The sequence below is a fragment of the Salipiger mangrovisoli genome, assembly GCF_015223355.1.
Taxonomy (GTDB): Bacteria; Pseudomonadota; Alphaproteobacteria; order Rhodobacterales; family Rhodobacteraceae; genus Salipiger; species Salipiger mangrovisoli.
In genome coordinates, this window is the sequence record NZ_JADFFK010000001.1 from 53088 (window position 1) to 70897 (window position 17810).

Sequence of the window (17810 nt, forward strand, 5' to 3'; positions counted from 1 at the left end):
AGACACGTATAAGTGAGTGAGAGGGAAGGAACCTAATGGCAGGACACGGCGGCGGCCCCTGGGGCGGCGGTGGCAATCAGGGGGGTGGCAGACCTCCCAGCGGTGGTGGCGGAAACGGGGGCAAGCGCCCCGAGGACCCGCAGATCCCCGAGATTGACGAGCTGATGAAGAAGGGCCAGGAGCGGCTGCGCGTGCTGATGGGCGGGCGCGGTGGCAGCGGTGGCAACACGGGCGGCACCAGCGGCGGCTCGGGCGGGCCGAAGTTCAACCGCGGCACCGTGGCCCTTGCCGCGCTGGCAGCGGTTGGCGTCTGGGCATGGATGAGCTTCTACACCGTGCGTCCCGAGGAACAGTCGGTGGAGCTTTTCCTCGGCAAGTACTCTTCGACCGGCAATCCGGGTCTGAACTTCGCGCCCTGGCCCTTCGTGACGCATGAGGTGGTCAACGTGACCTCCGAGCGGACCGAAACCATCGGCAACGGCCGCGACCCGGCGGACAGCCTGATGCTGACCACCGACGCGAACATCGTCGACATCGAGTTCCAGGTGGTCTGGAACATCAACGATCCGGCGAAGCTGCTGTTCAACATCCGCGACCCGCAGTTGACCGTTCAGGCGGTCTCGGAAGCGGTGATGCGCGAGATCATCGCCGCCAGCAACCTTGCGCCGATCCTCAACCGCGACCGCGGCATCATTGCCGACACCGCGCGCGAGCAGATCCAGGCCACGCTCGACGAGTATGACAGCGGTATCAACATCGTGCGGATCAACCTCGACACCGCCGACCCGCCCCGCGAGGTGATCGACGCCTTCCGCGAGGTGCAGGCCGCCGAGCAGGAACGCGACCGGCTCGAGCGTCAGGCCGACGCCTATGCCAACCGCGTGGTTGCAGAGGCCCGTGGTGAAGCCGCGCAGATCCGCGAGCAGGCCGAGGGCTACCGCGCCCGCGTGGTCAACGAGGCGCTGGGTGAAGCCAGCCGCTTCTCGGCCGTGCGAGAGGAATACGCCAAGGCGCCCGAGGTCACCCGCCGCCGTCTCTACCTCGAGACGATGGAGAAGGTGCTGGGCAGTGTCGACAAGACCATCCTCGACGAGGGTCTGACCGGCGAGGGCGGCGTCGTGCCCTACCTGCCGCTGAACCAGCTGCAGGGCAACCGAACCACCACCGAGGGAGGCAACTGACATGCGCAAATCGACCTATGTGCTGCCCGTCGTCGTCGTCCTGGCCGTGATCGCCCTGTCGTCGATCTTCGTCGTGGACGAGCGCGAAAAGGCGCTGGTGATGCAGTTCGGCCAGATCAAGTCGGTCAAGGAAGAGCCGGGCCTCGCCTTCAAGATCCCGCTCATCCAGGAAGTGGTGAAATACGACGACCGCATCCTGTCGCTCGACACCGAGACCATCGAGGTCACGCCGTCGGATGACCGCCGCCTCGTCGTGGACGCCTTCGCGCGCTACCGCATCGCCGACGTGGTCCGCTTCCGGCAGGCCGTCGGCGTGGGCGGTCTGCGCACCGCCGAGGATCGCCTCTCGGGCATCCTCAACGCGCAGATCCGCGAAGTGCTGGGTGCCGACCAGGTGACCTCTGACGTGATCCTCTCGACGGATCGCCGCGGGCTCACCAACCGCATCCGCGACCAGTCCCGCCAGCAGGCGCTGTCGCTCGGCCTCGACGTGGTGGACGTGCGCCTCAAGCAGACCAACCTGCCGACGCAGAACCTCGACGCGACCTTCGCGCGGATGCGCGCCGAGCGCGAACGCGAGGCGGCTGACGAGATCGCCCGGGGCAACGAGGCCGCGCAGCGCGTGCGTGCCCTGGCCGACCGGACCGTGGTGGAAACCCAGTCGGAAGCCAACCGCGATGGCGACATCATCCGCGGTGAGGCCGACGCCGAGCGCAACGGCATCTTCGCCGAGGCCTATGGCGCCGACCCGGAGTTCTTTGCCTTCTACCGCTCGCTCCAGGCCTATGAGACATCGCTCGGCTCGGGCAATGCCTCGATGGTCATGACCCCGAACGGCGAGTTCTTCGAGTACTTCAAGTCCCAGGGCGAGATCGGCACCCCGGTGCCGCCCGCCACGGCCTCGGGTCCCGCGGGCACCGCCGGAGCCGCGACCGAGTGACGGGAACGGACATACTGACGGGGATCGCTCTGGTCCTCGTGATCGAGGGGCTGGTGTACGCACTGGCCCCTTCGCTTGTCGAACGCCTGCTCGAGGCGCTGCGCCAGATGCCGCTGGAGACCCGCCGCACGCTGGGGCTCGTGACGATTGTTACAGGCTGTCTGCTGCTGTGGATTGCCCGCGCCTCTGGTGGGTGAACCGAAATTCCCGAGCGCTGAGAAGCCCGTCGGGGTGCGGGTTACGGCCCGCCTTGCAAATTTGCATGGATGGATTTTCACTGGCATGTCACATGCGCTTGAAAGCTTGAAACCTTTTCTTTGGTGGCCCTCAAAAGCTCCTATGTTACGCTTGTTCATGAGGAGGCAGAGCTGCCGCGCGGGGGACCGGGCCGCAGCCGCCGAACAGAAGGAGTTCCCTGTGAAACCAGAAAATCTTTCCGTCACGGAAGGGGCGAACCCGGTGCGGCTGTTCTGGCTGGCCACGATCTCGGCGTTCATGATCGTCTCGCAGTCGGTCATGGCGCAGGCGCAGAGCGCCCCGTCCAGCTTCTCGTCGCTCGCCGAGCGCGTGAGCCCCTCGGTGGTGAACATCACCACCTCGACCATGGTCGCCGGGCGCACCGGGCCGCAGGGCATCGTGCCCGAAGGCTCGCCCTTCGAGGATTTCTTCCGCGAGTTCCAGAACCCGAACGGCGACCCCGAGGGCGACCGTCCGCGCCGGTCCTCGGCGCTCGGCTCGGGCTTCGTGGTCTCTGAAGACGGCTACATCGTCACCAACAACCACGTCATCGAAGGCGCCGACGAGATCACCATCGAGTTCTTCTCCGGCAAGGAGCTGGACGCGACGCTGGTCGGTACCGACCCCAACACCGACATCGCCCTGCTGAAGGTCGAGGCCGACGAGCCGCTGTCCTTCGTGAAGTTCGGCAACTCCGACGACTCCAAGGTCGGCGATTGGGTCATGGCCATGGGCAACCCGCTGGGCCAGGGCTTCTCGGTCTCGGCCGGTATCGTCTCGGCGCGCAATCGTGCGCTCTCGGGCACCTATGACGACTACATCCAGACCGACGCCGCGATCAACCGCGGCAACTCGGGCGGCCCGCTGTTCAACATGAACGGCGACGTGATCGGCGTGAATACCGCGATCCTCTCGCCCAACGGCGGCTCGATCGGCATCGGCTTCTCGATGGCCTCGAACGTGGTGACCAAGGTGGTCGACCAGCTCAAGCAGTTCGGCGAAACCCGCCGCGGCTGGCTCGGCGTGCGCATCCAGGACGTCACCCCGGACATGGCCGAGGCCACCGGCCTTGCCAGCACCGATGGCGCGATGGTCTCGGACGTGCCGGACGGCCCGGCCAAGGATGCCGGCATGAAGTCGGGTGACGTGATCGTCTCCTTCGACGGCAAGCCGGTCACCGACACCCGCCAGCTCGTGCGCATCGTCGGCAACACCGAGGTCGGCAAGGCCGTTCGCGTGGTGGTCAACCGCAACGGCAACACCGAGACGCTGCTCGTCACGCTCGGCCGCCGCGAGGAAACCTCCGAAGCCGTCCCCGCCTCGCAGGAGCAGTCCACGCCCGAGGCTCCGGCGACCAAGGACATCATGGGGCTGACGCTCTCGCCGCTTACCGCCGAGCTGCGCAGCGAGCTGGGCCTGGCCGAAAGCGCCAAGGGTCTGGCGGTCACCGATGTCGATCCGGCCTCGGAGGCCTATGAAAAGGGGCTGCGCGAGGGCGACGTGATCACCGAGGCCGGCCAGGCCGAGGTGCTGAGCCTCAACGATCTCGAGGACAAGATCAGCGAAGCCCGGGATGCCGGCCGCAAGTCCATCCTGATGCTGGTGCGCCGTGGCGGCGACCCGCGCTTTGTCGCTCTGACCATCGAAGACAACTGAACCTGCCGGTTTTACAGGACCGACTCATGAAATCGGGGCGGGGGAAACCCTCGCCCCTTTTTCGTGCGTGACCGGCCCTGCCGCTTCATTGTTCCCCAAATACGCAAGCTGCATCTGCCCCCAGGCGGGGCATGCGTATTTGCGGAACAATGAAGGATCTCAGGGCAGCACCCGCCTTAGCCCCGCCTGCACCTTCAGCAGCGCCGGAAGGTAGTCCTGCGCAAGCGCCTCGGGTTCGGCCTGCGTCGCGGGCAGCCCGGTGTTGAGCGCGGCAACCACCAGCCCGTGGGCGTTGTAGAGCGGCACGGCGATCGAGCGCAGCCCCATTTCGACTTCCTGGTCGATGATCGCGAAACCCTGGCTGCGCACCTGCGCGATGCGGGCGGCGATCTCGGCCGGGTCGGTCAGCGCGCGCGGGGTGCGCGGGGTAAGGTCGGACCGTTCGAGCAGGGCGCGCATCTCCGGTTCTGGCAGGGCGGCGAGCAGCACCCGCCCCATCGAGGTGCAATGCGCGGGCAGGCGCGATCCCGGCATGAGCCCGATGCTCATCACCTTCCGCTGCGCGGCGCGGGCGAGGTAGACGATTTCGGTCTCGTCGAGGATCGACACGCTGCTCGACTGGCCGATCTGCTCGGACAGCTGGTCGAGCCAGGGCTGCACCAGCTGCGGCAGGGGCAGGGCCGCCAGCGCCCCCATGCCGAGCCGCAGGATGCGCGGGGTGAGCTGGAAGAACTTGCCGTCGTAATCGGCGTAGCCCAGCCGGTGCAGGGTCAGCAGGCAGCGCCGCGCCGTGGCGCGGTCGAGCCCGGTTCGCTCGGCCACCTGCGCGATCGACAGGCGCGGCGTCTCGGCGCGGAAGCATTCGATCACCTGAAGGCCCTTCGCCAGCGAGGCGATGAAATCGGTCGGTTTGTTCAACATGCGCACGATCTCTCGCGGGATGTGAACAAATGTCAAGATGCGCACGAAAATCGTGGCTCCCGATACGCGCAGGTCATATTTCAGGCGCCGAGGGCGACTTGCGCCCGAAGGAGGATTTCATGGACAAGACCATCGCCAGCGCCGCGGAGGCCGTCTCGGCCATTCCCGATGGCGCGACCGTGATGATCGGCGGTTTCGGCGGCTCCGGCGCGCCGATCGAGCTGATCCACGCGCTGATCGACCACGGCGCCAAGGACCTGACCGTCGTCAACAACAACGCCGGCAACGGCCATGTCGGCCTTGCCGCGCTGATCGAGCAGAAGCGGGTCCGCAAGCTGATCTGCTCCTTCCCGCGCTCGGCGGACCCGCGGGTCTTCACCGAGGCCTATCTCGCCGGAGAGATCGAGCTCGAGCTGGTGCCGCAGGGCACGCTCGCCGAGCGCATCCGGGCGGGCGGCGCGGGCATCCCGGCCTTCTACACCGCGACGAGCTACGGCACCGAGCTGGCGGAGGGGAAACATACGGAAGAGTTCGACGGCAAGCATTACGTCCGCGAGCGCTGGCTCAAGGCCGATTTCGCGCTGATCAAGGCCGAGCTCGCCGATCCGCACGGCAACCTGACTTACCGGATGGCGGCGCGCAACTTCAACCCGGTGATGGCCATGGCCGCGACCCATACCATCGTGCAGGCGACCCGCGTGGTCGAGCTGGGCGGCATCGATCCCGAGCACGTCATCACCCCGGGCATCTTCGTGTCGAAGGTGGTCGAAGTGCCGAACGCGGCGCAGGAAGAAGAGCTGAACCGGGCGGAGGCCGTCTACCCATGAGCGAGACCATGACCGACATCGACAGCATCAAGCTCAGCAACGCCCAGATCGCCTGGCGCGCGGCGCAGGACATCGAGGATGGCGCCTATGTCAACCTCGGCATCGGCTTCCCCGAGATGGTCGCCAAGTTCCAGCCCGAGGGCAAGCAGGCCATCTTCCACACCGAGAACGGCGTGCTGGACTTCGGCGAGGCGCCGAAACCCGGTGAAGAGGACTGGGACTGCATCAACGCGGGCAAGAAAGCGATCACCATCAAGCCGGGCACCGCATTCTTCCACCATGCCGACAGCTTCGCCATGGTGCGGGGCGGGCATCTCGACGTTGCCATCCTCGGGGCCTACGAGATCGCGCAGACTGGCGATCTGGCGAACTGGTCCACCGGCCGGGGCGGCGTTCCGGCCGTCGGCGGCGCGATGGACCTGGTGCAGAGCGCCAAGCGCGTGGCGGTGCTGACCGACCACGTGACCAAGAAGGGCGAGCCCAAGCTGGTGGCCAGCTGCACCCTGCCGCTGACCGGCGTCGGTTGCGTGACCCGCATCTACACATCGCTGGCGGTGGTCGACGTGGAGGGCGGCAGGTTCGTCCTGCGCGAGAAAATCCCGGCCATCTCCTTCGACGAGTTGCAGGCGCTCACCGGTGCGCCGCTGCGTGTCGAGGGCGACGTTGCCGACCTGATCTGCCCGGAGCTCTGAGATGACCGACGCCTATATCTGTTCCTACGTCCGCACCCCCATCGGCCGCTTCGGCGGTGCGCTGTCGTCGGTCCGTGCCGACGACCTGGGCGCCATCCCGCTGAAGGCGCTGATGGCCCGCCACGACCTCGACTGGGCGGCGGTGGACGAGGTGTACTTCGGCTGCGCCAACCAGGCCGGTGAGGACAACCGCAACGTCGCGCGCATGTCGGCGCTGCTGGCGGGTCTGCCGGTGACCGTGCCGGGCACCACGCTCAACCGCCTCTGCGGCTCGGGCATGGACGCGATCCTCGCCGCCGCCCGCGCCATCAAGGCGGGCGAGATCGAGCTCGCCATCGCCGGCGGCGTCGAGAGCATGTCGCGCGCGCCCTTCGTGATGCCCAAGGCCACCTCGGCCTTCTCGCGCAATGCCGAGATCTACGACACCACCATCGGCTGGCGCTTCGTCAACAAGCTGATGAAGGCGCAATACGGCGTGGATAGCATGCCCGAAACCGGCGAGAACGTGGCCGAGCAGTTCGGCATCTCCCGCGAGGATCAGGACGCCTTTGCCCTGCGTTCGCAGGAGAAGGCGGCGGCTGCGCAGGCCAATGGCCGGCTCTTGCAGGAGATCACCCCGGTGAACATCCCGCAGCGCAAGGGCGATGCCATCGTCGTGGACACCGACGAGCACCCGCGCCAGACCTCGCTCGAGCAGCTTGCCAAGCTGCCGACGCCGTTCCGCGAGGGCGGCTCGGTCACCGCTGGCAACGCCTCGGGGGTGAACGACGGGGCCGCGGCGCTGATCGTCGCCTCGGAAGCGGCGGTGAAGGCGCATGGGCTGACCCCGATCGCGCGCGTCCTCGGCGGCGCCACGGCAGGTGTCGAGCCGCGCATCATGGGCTTCGGCCCGGCACCGGCCTCGAAGAAGCTGATGGCGCGTCTCGGTCTGACGCAGGACGCCTTCAGCGTGATCGAGCTGAACGAGGCCTTTGCCTCTCAGGGTCTCGCCACGCTGCGTGACCTCGGCATCGCCGATGACGACGCGCGGGTGAACCCGAACGGCGGCGCCATCGCGCTTGGCCACCCGCTCGGCATGTCGGGCGCGCGCATCACCGGCACCGCCGCGCTGGAGCTGAAGCCCGGCCAGAAGGCGCTGGCGACCATGTGCATCGGCGTGGGCCAGGGCATCGCGATCGCGCTCGAAGGCGCGTGACGCGGGCTTCGCTCGAAGGCGCGTGAGCCGGGTGCCGGCCCGCCGCCGCGGCGGCACGGCGGGCAGGACAGGGAACGGGGCGGAGGGCAACCTCCGCCCCGTCGCCTTTCCGGGGTCGATCCCCTTGCATTGCCGGGCTTGCGTTGCAAAGCTCGGGCGGAGCCGGGCAAAGATCCGGAGAGCAGTTTCAGGAAACGGACCCAGCCATGAATCTTACCGCTACACTCGGCGCGGCAGCGCTTGCCCTGACCGCCGTTCCCGCGCTTGCGGATGGCACCTTCATGCAGGTCGAGCAGGCCAACACCACATCTGGCGCGGTGCTGGCGGTGAACCGGGACCGGCTGACCTATGGCGGCGTTGTCAGCCATTGGGATGGTGGCTCCTCGGTGGTCGCCAGCGCGCTCTACGGATTCGACACGCCTTTCGGCGCGAGCTTCAAGGTCGGCCCGGCCCTGGGCGGCGTGTTCAAGGACGGCGAGGAAGACGACTACGAGCTGGGCCTGCGCGCCTCGCTCGACCGTTGGACAGCGACCTCCTGGGGCTCGTTTTACTATCTTGCCGAGGTCAACAGCATCGACAACAGCTGGTTCCTTCTGGCCTCGACAGGCTGGGGCGACAGCGGCTTCAGCACCGAGCTTTCGACCGGCGGCAGCGACAGCTACAGCGACACCACGCTGGCGGTGAACAAGCGCTACGCCGGTCCGGTGAGCCTTCGGGCCGGCTACCGCTTCGAGTCCGAGGAGTTCTTCATCGGCTTCTCGATCAACACCTTCTGACGCCCGGCGACAGCCGCAGGGCCAGCCCCGGCGCCGGGCCTAGCCCGGCAGTCCGAAACTGATCCGCCGCGCGATGTCGGCGATCACCGCCGAGGTGCGGGTGCTGACCACGCCGGGGGCGTCACCCTCGGCATAGAAGCGCACGAACAGCGCGGCGCGCTGCTCATCGGTCGGGACGAGCTGCAGGCGCGCGCCATCGGTGGTCGGCGCGATGACATAGGCCTCGACATCGCCCACGTCGCGCAGGTGCAGCACACCGCGGGTCTGCGGCGGGTAGGGGTTGCCGCGCAGCCGCGCCGTGTCCAGCGTCAGCGACGAGAGCCAAAGCTCGTCGGTGCGTCCGTCCGCGGTGAAGGTGGTGCGCTCCGGCTTGTCGGCCACGTGGGTCTCAGAGCGCGGCAGCTCCACGCAGGTGAAGCAGGTCACCGCCAGCACCACCATGTTGTAGAGCGTCCAGAACAGGATCACCCACTTGCCGTCCCCGGCGTCGTTCATCGCGAAGTCATCGTCGATGATGCCGATGCAGAGGCCGACGACGCTCAGCACGAAGGAGAGCGCGAAGGGCGCCATCAGCCGCCATTGGATCACCACCTTCGAGCGGTCGCCGCCCTTGGCGGTCACCGAGAACTTGTGCCCCTTCGGGCGGAACAGCCCGGAATAGGCAGCGCGGGTGATCGGGATGGCACCGATCAGCTGGCTCACGTCGTGCATGATGGGGATCATCAACCCGCGCGAGAGCAGGTTCATCACCATCGTGACCCAGACGTAATAGGGGCCGAAGTAGATCAGCACGTCGGCGAGCCGCGCATCCACCACGGTGATCCCGAAGAACCAGTAGAGCAGCGGGAAGACCACGGCGGCGATGCGGAAGGGAAAGCTCGTCGCCCAGAAGAACACGGAATCGATCACGCTCCAGCGGTCGCGCAGGCGCAGCTTCGCCTTGCTGAACGGGCCCACCGAAGAGCGCGCGATCTGCATCAGGCCGAGGCACCAGCGGGCGCGCTGGGTGATGTATTCCTTGAGGCCCTCGGGTGCCAGCCCCTCGGTCAGCGGTTCATTGAGATAGACCGTGCGCCAGCCGTGACTTTGCAGCGCGATGGTGAGCATGAAATCTTCGGTGATGCTCTCGGTCGGGAAGCCGCCGATCGCGCGCACCGCGTCGAAGCGGCAGATCGACGAGGTGCCGCAGCAGATCGCGATGCCCCAGGCATCGCGCGAGGCCTGCATGTGGTCGAAGAAGAAGCGCTGCTCGTCGGGGTAGGAGGCACTGAGTCCGAGGTTGTGCTGGATCGGGTCCGCGTTGAAGAAGTGCTGCGGCGTCTGCACCAGCCCGACCTCGGGATCATGGAACAGCGCCAGGCTGCGCGACAGGAAGCCCCGGTGCGGCACGAAATCGGCATCGAGCACGGCAAAGAACTGCGGCGGCTCGGCATCTTCGGCCAGGCGGTCGAGCGCGTGGTTGATGTTGCCGGCCTTCGAGCCCTTGTTGTCGGGGCGGCGCAGGTAGCGCACGTTCTGCTCGGCGCAATAGTCGCGCAGCCAGTCGCGACGGCTGTCATCGAGCACAAGGATTTCCTTGTTGCGATGGCGCAGTGACTTGGCTCCGATGATGGTGCGTTCGAGAATGTCGCGGTCTTCGTTGTAGGTGGCGATCATCACCGCCACCTTCGGCTCGTCCGCCCCCCACCAATGCAGGTGTTCGTCGACCTCGTCGGTGCGCTGCTTGAAGCGGGCCAGGATCACAAAGGCGCTGAGCGAGCCGATCAGGGTCAGCAGTTCGAGCGCGTAGAGCATGTAGCTCAGCAGCGCATCCACTGTCAGGCCAAAGGGGGCAAGCGTCTCGGTGCCGCGCCACCAGGCGTAGCGCGCCGCGAAAAGGAAGGCGGCGGCAAAGAGAATGACGCGGTCGCGCGTGCGGTTCGGATCCACCACGAAGGGCAGGATGAGCCCGATCCCCGCGACGAGCAGCAGGTAGGCGCTGCTCGACCCCAGGTCGCCAAGATGGGGGAAGGGGGCCACGTCAGTTGAACCAGCCGCGGAACAGGTCGAGCGGGCGGCCGTCAAAGAAGGCGCGTCCGGTGCGGCCGACCGAGCAGGTCAGCTCGGGGTCGGCGTTCAGCTCGGGGACCAGCAGCGTGACGTCATAGCGCTCGAGGTGTTTCTCGCTCGGGGCCACGGCCAGGTTGGCATAGATCGTGCGCGCGCCGCTGCCGGCAAGCCGCCCGACCGTGGCAGGGTAGAGCTTCGACTCGCCGCTGAAGCGGAAGCTGGCGTCCTGCCCGACGCGCAGCGTGTTGAAGACGCGCTCGGTGACCGAAAGTGTGATGATGCTGTGGCCGCAATCGATCAGCCGCAGCAGGGGATCACCGCGCTGCACGTTCACCGCATCGGCTTGAAGCGTCTCCCAGTAGAGCATGTCGGCCGCCGGTGCGCGCAGCTCGGCGCGCGCGCGCAGGCCCTGGGTTTGCCGGGCGCGGGCGATACGCCGCTCCAGCGCGGCACGGCGGGCACTGGCCTCGCTGCGATCGAAACCAAGCTGGGCGATCTCCGCGTCGAGCTGAATGCGGCGCTGCTCTGAGTAGGGGGCGTCATTGTAGCCGTCGCCCAGGAACACCCCGTCCTTCAGCGCCGCCAGCGCAATCTTCAGCGTCTCCACGCGCTCGCGGGCGTGGGACAGGGCAAGCGCGCGGGTCGCAGGTTCGCCGGGACGGCGGCTCTCTTCGACCGTCACGGCGTCGGCCAGCGCGGTCGAAGCCGCGGCGGTGGTGTCCTGTTCGAGCAGGTCAACGCGCACGCGGGCTTCGGCGAGTTCGGCCTCCAGTTCGGCCACGCGCGCCTTGGTGAAAGCGGCGGTGCGCGCGGCAAGCGCGTCCCGCTCGCTGCTGCGCGCAGAAATCCCGGACAGGATGCGCATGTTCTCGGCGTCAACCGCATCCAGCTCGAACTGGAGGTCGTTGAGGTGGACCGGATCGGCCTGCGGATCGCTCACGGTGGCCAGAAGCTCGTTCCGCGACAGGCGCGCGCCGAGCGCATGGCTCTGGAGTTCCAGATTGCCCGCCACCGGGCTGCGCAGGGTCACGACCGGAGCATTGACCACCGCGTTCGCGCTGGCTGCGGTCATCTGCTCTCCGATGATCACCCAAAGCGTCAGGAGAATTGCGGCGACGCCGATGAAGAGTCGGGTGTATTTCATGTCCTGCTCGCGTTTTTTGCCTGTTTCACAGGCTATTACATCGCAGCCCCTCGCGAGGTGCAAGCCAATGGCCGGCAAGTCTCGACGGTCGGCGGTTCCGCAGGGTCTATTGCGCTACTTTGTGGCTAGAACACGGCTTTCAGCAGCGGGCCTGTTCACGTTTTGCAAGAGCGGCGAGAAGTTGCAGGGTCGCGGGGTAGTAGGACTGCGCCGCGTCGCGCGCCCGCACGTCCGGGATTGCCTCGCAGCGGGCCAGAGCCGCGATCGAGAGGTAACCGGCGTAGTCGGATTCGTCGAGCACGCGGCCAGCGGCATCGACGCTCACCGCGATCTTGTCCGGGGAGGAGGCACTTTCGAAAGTGGCCAGCATCTGGGCCACCGCGGGGTTTCGGCTGCGGCCCGACCAGGTGAGGTAGAGCGGCACGCGCAGCGCATCGTAGCTCGACCGCAGGTCATGCTCCTCGGGCGGCGCGAAACCCTCGGCGGTCACGTCGATCCAGTCCGGCATCACCGGCTCGCGCGCGAGTTCGGCGAGCACCGTCTCGCCGTGGTCGGCGGCGCGGATCAGGCGATCGTCCTCGGCGGCAAAGCCCAGCTCGCGCAGGGCGCGCGACATGACATAGGAGGGATTGAAAAGCACCCGCCCGGACGTCGCGCGGGATTCCGCGCCGGGCTTGAGCAGCAGCTCCTCCGGGGCGCGCGGGTCGGGCGCGAGGCAAAGCGCCGAGATGTCCCGCGCGATGGCGACGGCCTTGTCGTGGTACTGCCACCAGCCGCTGTCCCGCGCTGCCCGCAGCAGCGCCCAGGCCCGGAACAGATCGCCATCGGTGGCATTGTGCCAATCGTCGATGTTGTCGCGCCGGCGGGGCACCCATTGCCAGGCCATCAGGTTGTCCTGGCGGATGGCGAGGTTGTGGCTGGTCCACTCCTCGATATTGCGGAAAGTGCGCTCGTCTCCGAAAGCCTGCGCAAGGAGCATGCCGTAGCCCTGGCCCTCGGAGTGACTGGTGGCATTCTGCAAGTCATCCACGACCCGCCCATCGGGCTGCACGAAGCGCGCGCGCCACAGCCGCCAGCACTGCCCATCGTCAAGGCTCGCGGCAGCGGCTGCGCTCGGAAGGGCATGTGCAACCATCGCGGCGGCACCGGCGATCAGTTTGCGTCTTGTGATCACTCGTAGGTCGTCTTTCGGCAAGTTTCGCCCCTTTTAGGGCGTGTCTGTAATGTAATTATGAGCGCGGAAATCCAATTCCAAAGATTACGCGAACGTAATCCACTATTTTCTACTTTTGCGTGAGACTAATTCGCAACGGGTCCGGGCTCCGGCTTTGGTCCCGTTTTGTTCGTACAAAAATGATTTCATGCCGCCTGTTTCCTGTGCGTAGGTCGCGAGGGTGGGGATTTTTTACGCAGATGGAGCGGATTTTCAACCCGAAGATTTCGCCCGATCAGCGACCGGCTGCACAAGCCGCGACGGCTCACGTCAAATGGTCGCAGGACCGGCGGACTGAAAAGGCCGGACCAGGACAACAGGGATAATTCGGAGGTTCCAATGCTTCGTTTGAAAGCAGGTATCGCGGCGCTTGCCGTCGCGGCCACCATGGCCAGCGCCGCTTGGGCGCAGGGCACGTTGCGGATCGGCATGACCGCGGCAGACATTCCTCTCACCACTGGCCAGACAGACCAGGGCGGCGAGGGGATGCGGTTCATGGGCTACACCGTCTATGACTCGCTGATCGAATGGGATCTCACCAGTGCCGACAAGCCCTCGGTGCTGATCCCCGGCCTGGCAACCGAATGGTCGGTGGACGCCGAGGACAAGACCAAGTGGATCTTCAAGCTGCGCGAAGGCGTGACCTTCCATGACGGCGCGCCCTTCACCGCCGCCGATGTGGTCTGGAACCTCGACAAGATCCTCGTCGAAAGCTCCGAACAGTATGACCCGCGCCAGGCGGCGCAGGGCAAGTCGCGCATCCCGGCGGTGGCCTCGTACAAGGCGATCGACGACTACACGCTCGAGATCGTCACCAAGGAACCCGACGCCACGCTGCCCTACCAGATGACCTGGATCCTCATGTCGTCCAAGGCGAACTGGGAAGCCATGGACAAGGACTGGGAGAAGGTTGCGGGCAGCCCCTCCGGCACCGGCCCATGGAAACTGGAAACCTTCGTCCCGCGCGAACGTGCCGAGATGGTGCCCTTCGCCGATTACTGGGACGAGACCCGCATCCCCAAGCTCGACAAGATGGTGCTGATCCCGCTGCCCGAGCCGAACGCCCGTTCGGCCGCGCTGCTGTCGGGTCAGGTGGACTGGATCGAGGCCCCGGCGCCCGACACCATCCCGGCGATGGAAGGCAACGGCTTCGTCATCTCGTCGAACGCCTATCCGCACAACTGGACCTGGCACCTGTCGCGGCTCGAGGGCTCGCCCTGGAACGACATCCGCGTGCGCAAGGCCGCCAACCTCGCCATCGACCGCGAGGGCATGATGCCGCTGCTGGGTGGCCTGATGGTTCCGGCCAAGGGCTTCCTGCCGCCGAGCTCGCAATGGTTCGGCAATCCGACCTTCGAGGTGAAATATGACCTCGACGCCGCCAAGGCGCTGATGGAAGAGGCCGGCTTCGGCCCGGACAACCATCTGAAGGTGAAGGCGCTGATCTCGCCCTCGGGCTCGGGCCAGATGCTGCCGCTGCCAATGAACGAGTATGTCCAGCAGAGCCTTGCGGAGATCTGGATCGACGTCGAGTTCATGGTCGTCGAGTGGAACCAGATGATCAACCTGTGGCGCGCCGGTGCGGCCGACCCGTCGGTCGACGGCGCCATGTCGATCAACTTCACCTACTTCATCCAGGATCCGTTCACCGGCCTCATCCGTCACCTCGACGAGAACCTGATCGCGCCGAACGGCACCAACTGGGGCCACTACAGCGACCCCGAGATGCAGGAGCTGTTCAAGCAGATCAAGACCACCTTCGATCCCGAGGCCCAGGACGAGGTGCTGCGCAAGACGCATGAGAAATACGTCGATGACGCGCTGTTCCTGATGGTCACCCATGACGTGGCTCCGCGCGCCATGGCGCCGAAGGTGAAGGGCTTCGTGCAGGCCCAGAACTGGTACCAGAACTTCTCGTCGATCACGATCGAAGAGTAAGTCTCGACGCCGCCCGCTCGGGCGAGACCCCGCCGCGCAATCCGCGGCGGGGACCCTACAAGCCAGGGACCACCTACCCGTGCTCAGCTATTTCTTCCGCCGCCTTCTGCTCGTGCTGCCCGTCGCCTTCGGGGTTTCGGTCATCTGTTTCATGCTGGTGCAGATCGCGCCCGGCGATCCGCTCACCGCCATCATGCCCGTCGATGCCACCGCCGAGGAGCAGGCCGCCATGCGCGCCGCCTACGGGCTCGACAAGCCTCTGCCCGTTCAATACGCGATCTGGATCGGCAACCTCGCGCAGGGCGACATGGGCAAGTCCATCGCCACCGGCCGCCCGGTCGCGCAGGAGGTCTTCGGCGCGGTGCAGAACTCGCTGTTGCTGGCCGTCTCGGCCGCGGTCATCGCCTTCCCGATCGGCATCTTCCTCGGCTTCCTCGCCGGCTATTTCCGCGACACGCTGCTGGATCGCGCGGTCACCGCGCTGTCGATCACCGGCGTGTCGGTGCCGAACTACTGGCTCGGCATCGTGCTGGTCATCATCTTTTCCGTGAACCTCGGCTGGCTGCCCTCGATGGGGGCGGGGCCGGGCGGCTCACAGAGCTGGGAATGGGACTGGCTGCACATGCGCCACCTGATCCTGCCCGCCGTGACGCTCGCCGTCGTGCCGATCGGCATCGTTGCGCGCACCGTGCGCGCGCTGGCCGGCGACATCCTGACCATGGACTTCGTGCAGGCGCTCTACGCCAAGGGCATGAGCCGCGGCGACGTGCTGCGCCACGTGGCGCGCAACGCCGCCTCGACCGCGCTCTCGGTCATGGGGCTGCAGCTGGGCTACCTGCTGGGCGGCTCGATCCTGATCGAGACCGTGTTCAACTGGCCGGGCTCGGGCTTCCTGCTGTCCAATGCCATCTTCCAGCGCGACCTGCCGCTGCTGCAGGGCACCATCCTCATCCTCGCGCTGTTCTTCGTGGCGATGAACCTCATCGTCGACGTGGCGCAGGCCGCGATCGACCCGCGCATCAAGAGGAGCTGACCCATGGCGCTTGCGGAAACCGACGCCATGCAGGGCGGCAAGACCGAGAAACCCCAAGGCTACTGGGCCGGGGTGGGCGCGCGCGTGGTGCGCGACCCGGTCTCGATGATCTGCCTTGTCGTGGTGCTGCTGCTGATCCTCTCGGCGATCTTCGCGCCCTACCTCGGCCTGCCCGATCCTTACAAGGGCTCGATGATCGCGCGCCTGAAGCCGCTCGGCACCGAGGGCCACCTGCTGGGCACCGACGAGCAGGGCCGCGACATGCTCGCCCGCCTCATCTACGGCGGGCGGCTGACGCTGTTCATCGGGCTGATGCCGGTGGTGCTGGCCTTCTTCATCGGCTCGGCGCTGGGGATCGTCGCGGGCTACGTCGGCGGCATGACCAACACCATCATCATGCGGGTGGTGGATGTGTTCTTCGCCTTCCCGTCGGTGCTGCTGGCGATCGCCATCTCGGGCGCGCTGGGGGCGGGGATCGTCAACAGCCTCGTGTCGCTGACCATCGTCTTCATCCCGCCGATCACCCGCGTCGCCGAGGCGGTCACCTCGGGCGTGCGTGCGCTCGACTACATCGACGCGGCACGGGCCACCGGGGCCAGCGCGCTGACGGTGATCCGCGTGCATGTGATCGGCAACGTGCTGTCGCCGATCTTCGTCTACGCCACCTCGCTGACTTCGGTGTGCATGATCCTCGCGGCGGGCCTTTCGTTCCTCGGCATCGGCGTGCGCCCGCCCGAGCCCGAATGGGGGCTGATGCTGAACACGCTGCGCTCGGCCATCTACATCAACCCGTGGCTCTCGGCGCTGCCGGGGGTGATGATCTTTATCACTTCGCTCTGCCTCAACCTGCTGAGCGACGGACTGAGGAGCGCGATGAATGTCCGCGACTGACCTGTCTCCCGCACTCAAACCCAAGACCGCCGCCCCCGAGAGCCGCGACAAGGGCGGCCCGGCGCAGCCGCTGGTCATCGTGAAGGACCTGCAGAAGCATTTCCCGGTGCGCGGCGGCATCCTTGGCCGCACGCAGGCCATGGTGCAGGCGGTCGACGGCGTCTCCTTCGAGGTGAAGAAGGGCGAGACGCTGGGCATCGTCGGCGAGTCCGGCTGCGGCAAATCGACCACCGCGCGGCTGCTCATCGGCCTCATCGAGAAGGACAAGGGCGAGATCATCTTTGACGGGCAGGGGCTGGGCGAGACGCTGTCGCTGAAGGACCTGCGCAAGGACGTGCAGATGGTCTTTCAGGACAGCTACGCCTCGCTCAACCCGCGGCTGACCATCGAGGACTCGGTGGCCTTCGGTGCCAAGGTGCAGGGTCTCGACGATCCCAATGGCCGGGCGCGCAGCCTGATGGCGCGCGTCGGGCTCGACCCCGACCGCTTTGCCCACCGCTACCCGCACGAGCTGTCGGGCGGCCAGCGCCAGCGGGTGAACATTGCCCGCGCGCTTGCCATGTCGCCGCGGCTGGTGGTGCTGGACGAGGCGGTCTCGGCGCTCGACAAGTCGGTCGAGGCGCAGGTGCTGAACCTGCTGTCGGACCTGCGCCGCGAGTTCGGCCTGACCTACATCTTCATCAGCCACGATCTGAACGTGGTGCGCTACATCTCGGACCGCATCCTTGTCATGTACCTCGGCGAGGTGGTCGAGGTCGCGCCGGTGGACAGCATTTGGCAGGAACAGGCGCATCCCTACACGCGCTCGCTGTTCTCGGCGATGCCGTCGATGGACCCCGACAGCCGCACGCAGGAGCCGCCGCTGGCCGGTGATCCGCCGAACCCGATCGACCCGCCGAAGGGCTGCCGCTTCCACACCCGCTGCCGCTTTGCCAGCGAGGTGTGCAAGACACGGGTGCCGAAGCTGATGGGCCTGCCCGGCAACGCCGAGCACCTTGCGGCCTGCCACCTTCACGATGCAACCTCGGGCCATCCGAAAGCCGGACAGGGGGTACCGCAATGATCTTCACGGGCAAGAGCGCGCAGGCGAAGCGCGACGTCTTCTGGACCGCTAGCA

At 66.8% G+C, this 17810-nt stretch carries 16 protein-coding genes; 12 read left to right on the forward strand and 4 right to left on the reverse strand.

Annotated elements, in window-relative coordinates:
- Positions 1-35: 35 nt before the first annotated feature.
- The 4 genes from hflK to IQ782_RS00280 all read left to right on the forward strand — a co-directional run bounded on the left by hflK (position 36) and on the right by IQ782_RS00280 (position 4014).
- Entirely contained in the window at positions 36-1181 is a 1146-nt protein-coding gene (gene hflK / locus IQ782_RS00265; RefSeq protein WP_194132613.1) for an FtsH protease activity modulator HflK, read from the forward strand.
- Between the two features lies 1 nt (position 1182).
- Positions 1183-2121: a protease modulator HflC gene (hflC, locus tag IQ782_RS00270; protein WP_194132614.1), complete on the forward strand. Its 939-nt coding sequence runs from the start codon at positions 1183-1185 to the stop codon at positions 2119-2121.
- Positions 2118-2318, forward strand: coding sequence for a DUF2065 family protein (locus IQ782_RS00275; RefSeq protein ID WP_194132615.1), 201 nt, complete (start codon positions 2118-2120; stop codon positions 2316-2318). The genes hflC and IQ782_RS00275 overlap by 4 nt, the downstream gene beginning before the upstream one ends.
- A 298-nt stretch (positions 2319-2616) precedes the next feature.
- Positions 2617-4014 (forward strand): DegQ family serine endoprotease, encoded by a 1398-nt coding sequence (locus IQ782_RS00280; protein ID WP_240989041.1) that lies wholly within the window; start codon positions 2617-2619, stop codon positions 4012-4014.
- Positions 4015-4173: 159 nt separating this feature from the next.
- On the opposite strand, the gene IQ782_RS00285 is transcribed toward IQ782_RS00280, so the two are convergent.
- On the reverse strand, positions 4174-4935 hold the full coding sequence (locus IQ782_RS00285; RefSeq protein WP_194132617.1) for an IclR family transcriptional regulator: 762 nt from the start codon (positions 4933-4935) through the stop codon (positions 4174-4176).
- A 119-nt stretch (positions 4936-5054) separates the two neighbouring features.
- Between IQ782_RS00285 and IQ782_RS00290 the strand changes: the two genes are divergently transcribed.
- From IQ782_RS00290 to IQ782_RS00305, 4 genes are all read left to right on the forward strand, one after another.
- Positions 5055-5762 (forward strand): 3-oxoacid CoA-transferase subunit A, encoded by a 708-nt coding sequence (locus tag IQ782_RS00290; protein ID WP_194132618.1) that lies wholly within the window; start codon positions 5055-5057, stop codon positions 5760-5762.
- A gap of 8 nt (positions 5763-5770) precedes the next feature.
- A complete protein-coding gene (locus IQ782_RS00295; protein ID WP_240989042.1) occupies positions 5771-6454 on the forward strand; it encodes a 3-oxoacid CoA-transferase subunit B in 684 nt (227 codons plus the stop codon).
- A 1-nt stretch (position 6455) separates the two neighbouring features.
- Positions 6456-7649: a 3-oxoadipyl-CoA thiolase gene (gene pcaF / locus IQ782_RS00300; RefSeq protein WP_194132620.1), complete on the forward strand. Its 1194-nt coding sequence runs from the start codon at positions 6456-6458 to the stop codon at positions 7647-7649.
- A 206-nt stretch (positions 7650-7855) separates the two neighbouring features.
- Positions 7856-8425: a hypothetical protein gene (locus IQ782_RS00305; protein ID WP_194132621.1), complete on the forward strand. Its 570-nt coding sequence runs from the start codon at positions 7856-7858 to the stop codon at positions 8423-8425.
- Between the two features lie 39 nt (positions 8426-8464).
- Here IQ782_RS00305 and IQ782_RS00310 read toward each other — a convergent pair whose 3' ends face one another.
- From IQ782_RS00310 to IQ782_RS00320, 3 genes are all read right to left on the reverse strand, one after another.
- A complete protein-coding gene (locus IQ782_RS00310; RefSeq protein WP_194132622.1) occupies positions 8465-10444 on the reverse strand; it encodes a glycosyltransferase in 1980 nt (659 codons plus the stop codon).
- Between the two features lies 1 nt (position 10445).
- The gene (locus tag IQ782_RS00315) at positions 10446-11618 is read right to left on the reverse strand and encodes an HlyD family secretion protein (protein WP_194132623.1); all 1173 of its coding nucleotides are present in this window, start codon (positions 11616-11618) and stop codon (positions 10446-10448) included.
- A gap of 139 nt (positions 11619-11757) precedes the next feature.
- Positions 11758-12792, reverse strand: a complete 1035-nt coding sequence (locus tag IQ782_RS00320; RefSeq protein WP_338092528.1) for a family 8 glycosyl hydrolase — start codon at positions 12790-12792, stop codon at positions 11758-11760.
- A 378-nt stretch (positions 12793-13170) separates the two neighbouring features.
- On the opposite strand from IQ782_RS00320, the gene IQ782_RS00325 reads away from it, so the two are divergent.
- From IQ782_RS00325 to IQ782_RS00340, 4 genes are all read left to right on the forward strand, one after another.
- A complete protein-coding gene (locus IQ782_RS00325) occupies positions 13171-14769 on the forward strand; it encodes an ABC transporter substrate-binding protein (protein ID WP_194132624.1) in 1599 nt (532 codons plus the stop codon).
- 79 nt (positions 14770-14848) lie between these two features.
- Positions 14849-15802: an ABC transporter permease subunit gene (locus IQ782_RS00330; RefSeq protein ID WP_194132625.1), complete on the forward strand. Its 954-nt coding sequence runs from the start codon at positions 14849-14851 to the stop codon at positions 15800-15802.
- 3 nt (positions 15803-15805) lie between these two features.
- The gene (locus IQ782_RS00335; RefSeq protein ID WP_194132626.1) at positions 15806-16693 is read left to right on the forward strand and encodes an ABC transporter permease; all 888 of its coding nucleotides are present in this window, start codon (positions 15806-15808) and stop codon (positions 16691-16693) included.
- Complete coding sequence (locus tag IQ782_RS00340; RefSeq protein WP_194132627.1) at positions 16680-17756, forward strand: ABC transporter ATP-binding protein; 1077 nt, start codon at positions 16680-16682, stop codon at positions 17754-17756. The genes IQ782_RS00335 and IQ782_RS00340 overlap by 14 nt, the downstream gene beginning before the upstream one ends.
- Positions 17757-17810: the final 54 nt, after the last annotated feature.